This window comes from Actinoplanes sp. L3-i22 (assembly GCF_019704555.1).
Classification (GTDB): Bacteria; Actinomycetota; Actinomycetes; order Mycobacteriales; family Micromonosporaceae; genus Actinoplanes.
On sequence record NZ_AP024745.1, the window covers coordinates 7504586 to 7515594 of the forward strand.

An 11009-nucleotide genomic window follows, 5' to 3' on the forward strand; every position below is an offset into this window, starting at 1 on the left:
CTTTTCTATCTGAGTGCAACCATCTGCGCTATTACTCAGAGCAACTCCGCTGCAGGCACGCTCATCATGTCGACAAAGTTGCATTTGGCGACATGGGTGGGTGACAGACGAGCCTCAGACGATCCGGAGCCGCCCGCTGGGTCACAGCTGGGCGGCGCCGGACGGGTCGGTTACGGCAGGACCCAGCGCTGGTTGTCGCCGGCGAAGCAGTCCCAGAGCTGCAGCTTCGTGCCGTCGGCCGAGGACGGGCCGGTGGCGTCGAGGCACTTGCCCAGCGAGCGCAGGGTGCCGTCGGTGCCCGCGGTCCACTGCTGGGCCGCGCTGCCGTTGCAGTCGTAGATCTGGACCTTGGTGCCGTTGGTGGTGGACGCGGCGTTCACGTCGAGGCACTTGCCGAGCGCGCGGACCGTGTTGTCCGAACCGATCGTCCAGGTCTGCGCCGTGGAGGCGTTGCAGGTCCAGAGTTGCACCTGGGTGCCGTTGGTGGTGGACGCGCTCGGGACGTCGACGCACTTGCCGCCGAGGCCGGTGATCGGGCCCGAGCGGGACGGGGTGGTGCCCGCGTCGCCGGCGCCGGCCCACACGTACGTCCCGGTGGTCTTCGCCGGCAAGGTGCTGGTGAACTGTCGCGTGCCGGCCCGCAGGGTGAAGGTCTGGTTCCCCGCGGTCTGGTTGACCACGACGGTGACCAGCGAGTTGTCCGGGTTCACGAAGGAGACGTCGGTGACCGTGCCGGTCGAGCCGTAGCCGGTGGCGACGCGCTTCGCGCCGGCCTGCACGAACTTGGAGAACTGGGCGATCATGTTGTAGTCCGGGGTCTTCCAGAACGTGTCCGGGTTCGACGCGCTCTGCACCAGCATGGTCGGGTCGGGCGAGCCGCTCCAGCGCTCCGGCGAGCGGTTCTGGTCGAGCATCGAGACCCAGCCCTCGTAGAGGGTGGCCTGGTTGCGGAAGTACTGGACGACCCGGTCGGCGCCCGAGGTGCCCCAGACCGAGCGCTCGGTCATCAGCACGTCCTTCTCCGGGAACTGCGCCTTGACGGTCGCCATCGCGGACGGGTCACCGGCGTAGTCGTGGAACGCGATCCCGTCGACCGAGGCCCGCGCGTCGCTGGTCAGCACCCCCTGGGTGTACGAGACACCCTCGCTGAAGTTGTGGTCGAACGCCCAGATCTTGGTCGCCCCGAGCCCGTTGTTCGTCAGCTCGGTGCGCAGCGCGATCGCCAGACGCCGTTCCTGGTCGGCGGAGACCTTCATGCCCGGGTAGTCGGCGGGCTCGAACAGCGGCTCGTTCTGCAGGGTCAGGCCGTAGATCGGGATGCCCTGCGCGGCGTACGCCTGGATCGCCTTGCGGTAGTAGGTCGCCAGGGTGGGCACGTGCTGGTCGAGCAGGCTGCCGGTGATGATCGCGTTGCTGGTCTTCATCCACGGCGGCGCCGACCACGCACTCGCGAAGATCTTCAGGTTCGGGTTGATCGCCAGCGCCTCGCGCAGCGTCGAGATGATCTTGTAGTCGATGTCCCGCTGGATCGAGAAGCGCGACAGCGACGGATCGGCGGCGCCGTCGTCGTAGGTGTAGAAGTCGTGCGAGGTGAAGTCGCTGGTGCCGAACGTGATCCGGGCGACGTTGAAGCCCGCCCCGGCGCTCGGGTCGACCAGCGCGCGCAGGGCGTTGGTGCGGCCGGTCGCGCTCATCCGGGCCAGGTTGAAGACCGTCGACTCCTCCAGCGAGGACCCGACGCCGAGCACGGTCTGGAACTTCTGCCCGGTGTCGACCGAGATCGTGGCGGTGCCGCCGGCCGCCGCGGTGGCGATGTCGGCCTGCCTGCTGAGCTGGTAGGGGGTGCCGGCCAGGCCGGTGGCGGGGCTGGTGTACCAGTTGGCGTTCTTCGGCTCGTAGCCCGCGGTGCGCGACTCGGAGCTGAACCACGCCTGCACACTCGCGGCGGGGGCGGCCTGGGCGGCGGCCTGCGGGACGAACAGGCCGGCGGTGGCGAGCAAGCCCGCCATCAGGCCGGCGAGACGGGGACGGGTCATTCGGCGGTGACCTCTCGACTGAGTCCTAATCGTAAAGAAACTTGCCGGAAATCTTTGCCACCTGATCGAACCGAGTCAATGATCTGAGCTCCGGCCGATGGAACAAACCCAAGAAATTCCTGAAACACCGCAGCCGTACGGCGTTCCGCCGCGGCCATCACACAAAAGTGGACAGTAGGCTCAATTCGGGCATGAATGCGGCACGGATCGCGGATAGTGATCGCGCTACCTGACAGTGCGGTCACCGCCGAGTGGAAAGTTGATGGCCGATGGTCGTTCGTCTCACTGTTCGTGGCCTGCTCGCCCTCGCGGTCACCCCGGTGCTGGGTGTCGCGTCCGCGGTCTCCGCCGACCTGCCGCGCTCCGCACCCGCGACGGCGGCTCCCGCTCCCTCGGCAGTGGACCATCGGTCGGCGGTGACGACCGGCGACGCGGGCCGGCGACATCGGCACCGGTGGCTGCTGTGGCGGCTGTTCGCCAGCGCGGCCGACGGTGACCCCTGCACCTATTCCGGGCCGATCGCCGGAAAGACCGCGCTCACCGTACGCATCGAACGCCTCGATGCCCTGGAGTTGTGCGGCGAGGGCTTCGCCCGCGGTGACCGGGCACTGCTTCGGTTCACCGGCCTCGGCCCGACCCGGTGGCCCGGTCGCGACGACACCGGCGGTCCGGGTGACCGGACGTGGTCCTGGGATGCCGTCGAGGCGGCCGCCCTGTTCCCCCGCCCGGGCGCGTATCCGTTCGTCGTCACGGTGAACGGCACGGTCACCGGCGGCGGCCGGGTGGTCGTCAGCCGCGCGACCGCGCCGGACGCGGTGTTCGCCTACCCCGAGCCGGCCGACGACGACGGGAACCGGATGCGGCCCGGCGAAACGTTGACCATCACCGCGGCGGGATACCGGCCCGGCGCACCGATCTTCGCCAGCATCTACGGCGAGGAGCGCGAGCACCGGCGGCCCCTGCTCCACGACCTACCGGAGGTGACCGCCGATCAATTCGGCGAGGGCGTCCTGACCTGGACGGCGACCTCGGCGGACAAGCCCGGTCCCCGGGTCGCGTTCGTCGAGTCGCCCGGCGACGCGCTGGCGTGCTGGTTCACCAAACCGCAGTGCAGCAAGTTCCGGATCGACCCTTGGGCCGGGTGACGGCGCGGCCGGGACGACGGGCCGCCGAGCCGCCCACCAGGCCCCTGGACTGGCTGGCGAAGTATGCGATCCCGCTGCTCACCGTCGGCGGCGCCGTGCTGTTCGGGGCGTTGCGGCTGGCCTACTTCTTCTTCTATCAGCAGCTCCGGGCCACCCCGGAAGAGGTCGGCTACGGCTACCTGGAGATCCTCTCGTCCCAGCTCGTCGGCACCGTCGAGCTGGTGGCGCTGCTGACCGCGGCCCTGGTCATGGTCAACCTGGGTGTCCGGGCCCTGCGCCACGCGGCCGGGCGACGGTGGCAGTCCATGGTGTCGCTGCCCCGGCGGGACGTGCTGGCCCGGCTCGTCCAGCGGTGCGGCGCCGTCGCGCTGATCGTGGTGCTGACCTGCCTGCCGATCCTCGCCTGGATGTTCGGGACCGAGGCCGGCAACGGCATCACGGTGCGCAACATCTACCTGCTGCACACCGTCCGGATCCCGGTGCTCGCGGTCCAGGCCAGCCCCGCCACGGTCGCCTGGACGTCACCGGACAAGCCGGGGCCGGCGGATCTGAGCCGGCGGCGGTGCCTGCTCTACCTCGGCAAGGCGGACGGCATCACCGTCTTCTACGACGTGGCGACGCAGGAGGGCCTGCGCGTCCCGTCCACCCAGATCATGCTCGACCTCCCCAACGTCGACAGCGTCCCCGAGCACTGCTGACCGGATCACCGCGGGCCGCCTTCGAGAGTGTGGAAACCGCCCTCGCGTCCGAGCGCCTGCGACCAGCGCGCGGCGTCGCCCACCCCGGCGGAACCACCCAGCGCGGCGGCGGCCAGCCCGGCCGGCTGCCAGCCGGTGGCCAGCAGATCCGTCCACTGGCGGCCGTCGAGGGTCAGCACGCGCAGCGCGGGGAGGCCGGCAATCACCCCGATGTCCGGCACCGCCGCCCCGGACAGGTCCAGCCGGGCCAGGTTCGGCAGGCCGGCCAGGGCGGCGACCGGCGCCGGCTGGTCGTTGCCGCTCAGCGTGAGGTCGACGACGGTCGGCGGCAGCGCGCCGAGCGTCCAGCCGGCCGCCGCCACGTGCAGGCGCTCGATCGGCAGTCCGGCGGCACCGGTCAGGTCGACCGTCGAGGCCGTTGCGCGGATCACCACGGATCGAAGGCCGGCGAACGGCGCGAGGTCGGCGAGCCGGACCGGAGCGTCCGTGCGCAGCACCACCCCCTGGGCCGTCGCCGGCACGTCCGCGAGGCGGTCGACCCTGACCTCCGGGTCGGGCGGCTGCGGGCGCTCGTCGTCCAGGGTCGCGATCGCGCGGCGGAGCAGGTCGGTGACCGAGGCCGCGACGTAGGCGACCGGCGCCCACACGTCCCGCCCGTGCGTGACGACCTGCCCGACCCGGCCCAGCGGCCCCGGATCGAGGTCGACGGCCGCGAAGTTCATGCCGTAGTCGCGGGCGAACGTGATCCAGCCGCTGCTCGACGACACCCGGCGGACGTGCCCGGCCGGGACGCAGTCGTAGATCACGGCGTCGTCGAACGGGCCGTCGTGGTAGCCCGGATGGTTCTTCCGGTTCCACTCGACGAGCACGTCGAGTGGAACGAGCACGAACGGGTCGAGCAGCCCCGACTCGCCGCTGTCGTCGTGGACCAGCCGGTAGAGGGCCCGCAGATCCTCCGGCAGCCGCACCCCGAGTCGCTGCTCGGCGTCCCGGATCTCCGCCTCGGACCAGCCCGGCGCGTACCCGTCCGGATGGTGGCGGGTCACGAACTCGCCGACCAGGCGCTCGACCTCGGCCAGCACCGCCGGATCGGTGCCGCCCGGGTCGGTGCCGCCGGGTTCGCGGGCGGGCGGCAGCTCGTGACCGGGCAGGCGGTACCGCTCGTCGAGGACGATCCGGGCCGGCAGCGACGGCACGTCCCGCGACCAGTGGATCGTGTAGGTCCGGTCCGGACTGCCGATCATCTCGACGACCAGGCCACCGCCGGCGACGCCGGGCAGTGCGGCCATGGCGTCGTTCAGGTCGAGGGTGTTCCACCGGCCGAGCAGGGCCGGCGCACCCGCCATGGTGTAGGTCTGGCTCCGGGTGCCGTCCGGACGCACGGTGGTCAGCTGGTAGCCGGGCTCCCGCAGGCCCGCCACGAACGCCCGGCCCAGCCGGTGCAGCGCCTCGTCGATCTCGGTCACGCCGGGATTGTGCCAGCCGCCGTCCCGGGAATTTCGGTTCCGGCCGCGGGCGGGCGGCTCTACGCTGCTTGACCATGCCGCACGTGACGCTCTACGCGCTCGAAGACGATCTCGCCGGGCGCGAGCCGGGCATCATCGGCGGGCTGACCGACGCCGTCGTCTCGGTGTACGGCGAGTGGGCCCGCGCCTCGGTCGACGTGCGGCTGATCGGCATCCCGGCCGGGCGCTGGGCCCGGGGCGGCGTGCCGGTGACCACGGCCGCGCCCTCGGTCACCTTCGGGCTGCGGGAGGAAGTGTTCGCGCGCCCGGACGCGGCCGAGGTCACCGCGCGGCTCGTCGCGGCGTTCACCGACGCGGTCACCGCCGTGTTCGGCGACGGCTACCGCGAGGACGTGCTCGTGGAACTGGTCGGCCAGCCGACGACGCGGTCGGGGCTCGGTGGCACGCTGATCAGCGAGGGTGGCGCTCGCCGATAACGCGCGGGCGCGTGGGTTGCCGTACCCGATCGAGCTTCAGACTTTGATCTTGGCGATCGCCCGCGGCTCACCCGCTGCGGCCGGCCGAGGCCGTGAGACGCGACAGAGCCGATCCTCAATCCTCGTCTTCGAGGTAGAAGAATTGCTGCTCGATCAGCCTGGACAGCATCCTGTCACGAAGTCTTTCGGCCTCGCCCAAGAGCACATCCTTCGCGGCCGCCAAGTCAACGTCGGGACGGTTCGTCGTGTGGCTCTGGGCGAGCATGGCGATCCAGTTCAGCAGGGGATCGTAGTTCCGCCGCAAGGATCGGCGAGTCACCACGGCGACCGCAGCCCGGCTGATATCGGAGACCAGGTCGTTGACCGTGCTGCCGTATATGTGAGGGGGGCGTAGGACTTTGCCGAACGCCTCGACAGCACGGTTGACGGCGTCCTCCGCTTCACTCCACCATTTTGCCCGGCGGTACGCATTGGCAAGGCGCACGCATGCTGCCGCCACATCCGCTGACGAGTGGTCGCTTCGCATCTGGAGATCCAGGGCTTCCTGAAGAAGAGCAACGGCCTCCCTGGGATCCGTCGCCCGGCAGCCGAGAACGTAGACCATGTGGGCGAGTCCGTACGTGTACGGACCCAATCCGGCGTCGGAGAGGCGACGCAGGAGAGCGAGGGACGGCGCCGCGGAAAACCTCGCGTCGCCCGCATCCGGCACGGGAAGCCAGTAGGGAAACTCGCGGCCATCGCGAAAACTGTCGAACTTCGGCCCCCGGATCCTGCGACCCCCGAAATCAGCACGTTGCGAGCCGGAAGCCTCTTGGAGCCGGCTTGCCAACGACACCAGCACCGCGACGCATTTCTGCGGCAAAACGGTACCCAGATTCTCGATCACCTCCTCAGCTGAGGCGTCATGATGGCGATCCGCCCAGAAGGCAAGGAATCGAGCGGGAAAGTTGCCTCCTTCAGGCATGACCAGCGCGCTGGGGTTCGCGAATTCGCGAGTGATCATCAAAAGTGCGATTGCGCCGGAAATCGCCTCCGGCGTAGAATCCGCATGGTCCGGGAAATTGCGATCAAATAAACTGCTTACACCCAGGAAGTCGCGGTAATTGATCAGATCCCGATTAATGTCGAGGCCTTCAGCAACCCGCCGGAAGACCACCTCCATAAACTCGCCTTCACGCCCCATAGCCGCTTGGCTGAGAACCCTCCTGACCGCAATATGGCCAATCGAGTAGTCGGCCTCGCACAGCGGGTTGAGTGGGTTGAGCATAAGGACGGACAGCCCATACCAATCAATGAGGCTCTCCAGTGTGATTATGTTTGCAATAACTGCCATGACTGCCAGCGACGGATCGGATCGCGCTTCACTCTCGACATCCGGATGCAGCTCGTCGAATACCTCGCGCGTCAGTTTCCGAATGTCGATGACTTCCGGGGATCTGAAATCCGACTGCTGATAATAGGGAAGGATATCCCTCAGGGCAATACCAAGGAAAACGCTGATTGCCGGCCGGTTCACCACCACTTCTCGCAGAGCCACTCGCGTGGCGTCGAGAAAAACAGCACGGGAGACGATGCCATGAAGTCCGGTGGAGAGCAGCCGATGGATCAACTCTCTGGGCAGGTCGACATTGAAGTCGCCAGCTTGACCGAGGCTCCGATACTCGAACCAGTTTGTGCTCTCGTACATGTCGTATCCGTTGGCGGTCCAGACAGCCACGCTTCCCATCTGCCCGAGACTCACCGCGGTCGTGAGGCAGAACTTCACCACCTCGCCGACGCTGGTCCGCTCCAGGGGAACCGCACTCAACAGCGTGGCAAAGAAATCCGCGGCGACGATCCGGTGCTTGAGCGGTGTATAGGAAGCCACGTCGATCATGATCGCCAGGGCAGCCGTCACATCGTCCGGTCGCGCCCGACCACAGATCTGGAACACCAGTTGAGCTACGACGATCTGGCCCTCGGCCGAGAGAGCGGAGAGACCGAACTCGGCAAGGTCCGCGGGATTCCGCAGCGTACGAACCGCATGCTCGGCGGCGAAGTACTCCAGAAAGGTCCGGTGAGTGAACTGATAGAGGACGGCGCCCTGGTCGTTACGGCCCACCTTGTCCACAAGCCATGCCCGACCGGAGACAAAGTCGGCGAAGGCTTCCGCAACAGCGCCCTCCTCGGCTTCGTCCAAAACGCGGCGACTCTGAAAGAACTGACGGAGATTCGCCGTCAGTTGCATCATGGTCACACCCGAGCGGCTTTCGGAGTCGTCCCTCAGCATCGACGCGGCCAGTGCGCTGAAAGCCTCAAAGATGATGGAGCTCGGCAATCGCCCGATGGCCTCGGTGGCCCTGATCCGGCGCCGGGAGTCCCAGTCCCTGAAGTACAACTGGGCGCATTTCTGGTAAATTTCGCTCAAGGTGGATGGAATGTCGCCCTCGACGGCGAAGATCGAGCACATCAGGGCAAGTAGCAATGGAATCCGACGCAGTTCGTCAGCGGCCTCGCTCTGCTCGATAAATTCCGCGGCGTACCTCGCGTGCTCCGACGGAAGTAGCGACTCGTCGAGTTTGAACCAGCGCTGGACATAGGTGCTCAGCTGCTGCGGGTCAAAAGGCGAAAGTGCATAAATAGTAAAGGTCGGGAAACGCGCCCCATCGAAGCCGTGCCGCCGAGATGTCACGGTAACTCGCGCGGCGCGGTACTCCAGACAGAAGTTGTCGATCGCGCGGCACGCCCAGTCATAATTCGCAGGGTCGACGATCTCGTCCAGCCCGTCGAAGATGACGTGGATGTCCCCGCCGAGCAAAAAATATCGCAACGCATCGATGGACAGCGAGCCGATTTGCATGTCGGTCCGTGCGTGACTCTCCATGAATTCTACGATGCTCAGTCGGGAACGCTCGCGCTCCGAAACAAGGTCGCGCAGGATCACGACGAAAGGAACCGGTTCTCGCGCCCATTCCGGGTCACTTCCGTCATAGGATAGTTTCGTCGACAGCGTCGACTTTCCGATGCCGGGCTGCCCGAGAACAATCGATCGACTGCCGGTTATTTGACGCAACGGCGAGGCGCGCACGCCTCGCATTCCGAGCAGATCCTCGTCGATGGTGTTGCGTATCCGCGGAATCAGCGACCACGCCTGCTGCTCGTACGGCGCCACATCGGCGGCCCCCTGAGCGGAGGTGCCGTCGGCGAGGTGCGGCTCCAACGGCGGCCGATCGATGGTCAGCGTCGGTTCAACATAGATATCGGTCAGTGGCAGGCTTCTGTTCTGCCCCAACATCGTCAGCGAGATCCGCGCGTTCGCCCGGCGTACGTGCTCGCGCAGATGCTCCAGGACCTCTCCCGCCTTGGTGGCCGGCTCCGTGCCCACGTAGTGCAGGAGCGCCTCCGCCTGGTCGCGGAGGGCATCGGCGCTGTACAGCGGCAGTATCCGGTCGGCGTCGATCAGCGAAGCGAGACCGCCGGCGAGAATTCTGACCCAGGCCCGCATGGATTCGAACAGGCCACGTCGGGTGTCGGTCTCCGGCAACACTCCGAGAACGTCACACATATTGGTGAATGACGCTCGAAGTAGTTCCCCGGCCTCGTCGCCATCGCCGCGCAGCGTCCGGCCCACCATCTGATCGAGAAGGGTGGCGAGTTGGGGCGATCGAAGCAGTTTGGCCAGGCCCTCCGGGCCGGACTCCGACTCACCCGCCGGTGCTGCGCCGATCTCGCAGGCACGGGCAAGCAGTCCGTATGCCAGATCCGGGTGCGGGCCGCCCGGCTGCCCATCAGCTTCAAGCCGTGCAACCGTCTGCCCGGGCATCGTCGCACTGGCCGGTGCAACAGCGATGCTGGCACGGACTGCCGCCTCCGCCAAGGGCTGGATGAACAGATTCGGCTGCCCCGCGCCGAGGGTGCCCGCCAGCGCGAGATCGAGGTGCCCCGCCGCCTGCGGACCGAGCAGACGTATCCAGTCGGCGGCGTCGTCCAGATCCCGGACCGCAGCCAGCGGCTGAACCGCAAGCGCCGACGCGCCGGCTGCCACGGTGTGTTCGCTCAGCACACCGATCAGGCGCGGCTCGTGCGCCGAGCCGGTGACGAAGACTCCGGCGCCCGACATGCCTACCCACGGGCTACGAACGAGTGACCTGGCACCTGGATTGTGGCTCGGAGCGGTGGTAACCATCAGCTCCAACTGAGGCTCTCCGCGCATCCGAGAGCCCGGCAAGATATATCCCCAAACCTGAGCCGTCTGCCGTACTTGCCGGTTGTACCCGCTGATGGACGTCCGGCCACCGAACCGCGGAAACCCCACCGCCCAGCAGCCACAGACCGGATCCGGCCGGGTACGGTCGATCCTCGCGAGACTCAAAAAGGGCAGGAACTCACCGGCTGCGACCCGGAGCAACGCAAGATCAAGGCCGCCGTCCGCCGGACTGAGTAGTTCGACGGCGGCAGCATGCTCCTCGCCGTCGATTGTTCGAATCTTGATCGTCGCCGACGGTCGAGTGTCGATGACGTGAGCGCAGGTGAGCACGAAACCGCTGCCGGTAAGTGTCCCGGTGCCCGCATACCAGCGCTCTTCTTGTATATCTTCACCCCGGTCGCAGATCACCTCGACGACGCGGGAGAACAGCTCCAGACCGCTCGGCATGGATTTTACGGCTCCTGCGAGAAGCCCTGACGGACCTTGATCGGGTCACCCTTCTCGTCCACGGGCGCCCCCAGCTTCACGGTCACCGTGTGGACCTCCTCTTTCGAGAGTTTCCCCGTCGTGCCGAGTTGCACCACCCAAAAGTTGACACCGGCCTTGCCGTCCACGCCTTTCTTCACGGCAACCTTGACCTCGACCTCAACGCCGTCGACCGGAAACCGGAGTCCGCTCTCGTCCGGTGCCTCCATTGCCGCCACCAGGTCGCTGCGCAACGCTGACAGCATCTCGACGAGACCAAGTCCGGGGGAGTCAGCCATCGGTGTGCCCTCAATTCCGGTAGGCATAAAAAATTGCTCCGGCTACGTGATTTACCCGCTCGGAGCTTCCTCCATACTCACTCAAGCCACGCGGCCGGCACTCAGCCGTTCGTCCGCATCTGCCGCCCTCCCCATCACTTCTGACCGCCACAGTGGAGCTTGACGAATAGGTAGAAAGGCGTCGACTGAACCGAAGTACCGGCGCCGCGAGGTGTCGCATCACGGCCGCTGCGGGCCG

At 67.2% G+C, this 11009-nt stretch carries 7 protein-coding genes; 3 read left to right on the forward strand and 4 right to left on the reverse strand.

Going from position 1 to position 11009, the window contains the following annotated elements; genetic code table 11:
* Positions 1-170 precede the first annotated feature (170 nt).
* Positions 171-2036, reverse strand: coding sequence for a ricin-type beta-trefoil lectin domain protein (locus tag L3i22_RS33835; protein ID WP_221321551.1), 1866 nt, complete (start codon positions 2034-2036; stop codon positions 171-173).
* Positions 2037-2305: 269 nt separating this feature from the next.
* On the opposite strand from L3i22_RS33835, the gene L3i22_RS33840 reads away from it, so the two are divergent.
* Positions 2306-3181: a hypothetical protein gene (locus tag L3i22_RS33840; protein ID WP_221321552.1), complete on the forward strand. Its 876-nt coding sequence runs from the start codon at positions 2306-2308 to the stop codon at positions 3179-3181.
* Entirely contained in the window at positions 3178-3879 is a 702-nt protein-coding gene (locus tag L3i22_RS33845; RefSeq protein WP_221321553.1) for a hypothetical protein, read from the forward strand. The genes L3i22_RS33840 and L3i22_RS33845 overlap by 4 nt, the downstream gene beginning before the upstream one ends.
* 5 nt (positions 3880-3884) lie before the next feature.
* On the opposite strand, the gene L3i22_RS33850 is transcribed toward L3i22_RS33845, so the two are convergent.
* Positions 3885-5345 (reverse strand): SMI1/KNR4 family protein, encoded by a 1461-nt coding sequence (locus L3i22_RS33850; protein ID WP_221321554.1) that lies wholly within the window; start codon positions 5343-5345, stop codon positions 3885-3887.
* Between the two features lie 74 nt (positions 5346-5419).
* Between L3i22_RS33850 and L3i22_RS33855 the strand changes: the two genes are divergently transcribed.
* Entirely contained in the window at positions 5420-5821 is a 402-nt protein-coding gene (locus tag L3i22_RS33855) for a hypothetical protein (RefSeq protein WP_221321555.1), read from the forward strand.
* A gap of 115 nt (positions 5822-5936) precedes the next feature.
* On the opposite strand, the gene L3i22_RS33860 is transcribed toward L3i22_RS33855, so the two are convergent.
* The gene (locus tag L3i22_RS33860) at positions 5937-10454 is read right to left on the reverse strand and encodes a serine protease (RefSeq protein ID WP_221321556.1); all 4518 of its coding nucleotides are present in this window, start codon (positions 10452-10454) and stop codon (positions 5937-5939) included.
* 5 nt (positions 10455-10459) lie between these two features.
* Entirely contained in the window at positions 10460-10771 is a 312-nt protein-coding gene (locus tag L3i22_RS33865) for a trypco2 family protein (RefSeq protein WP_221321557.1), read from the reverse strand.
* Between the last annotated feature and the right edge of the window lie 238 nt (positions 10772-11009).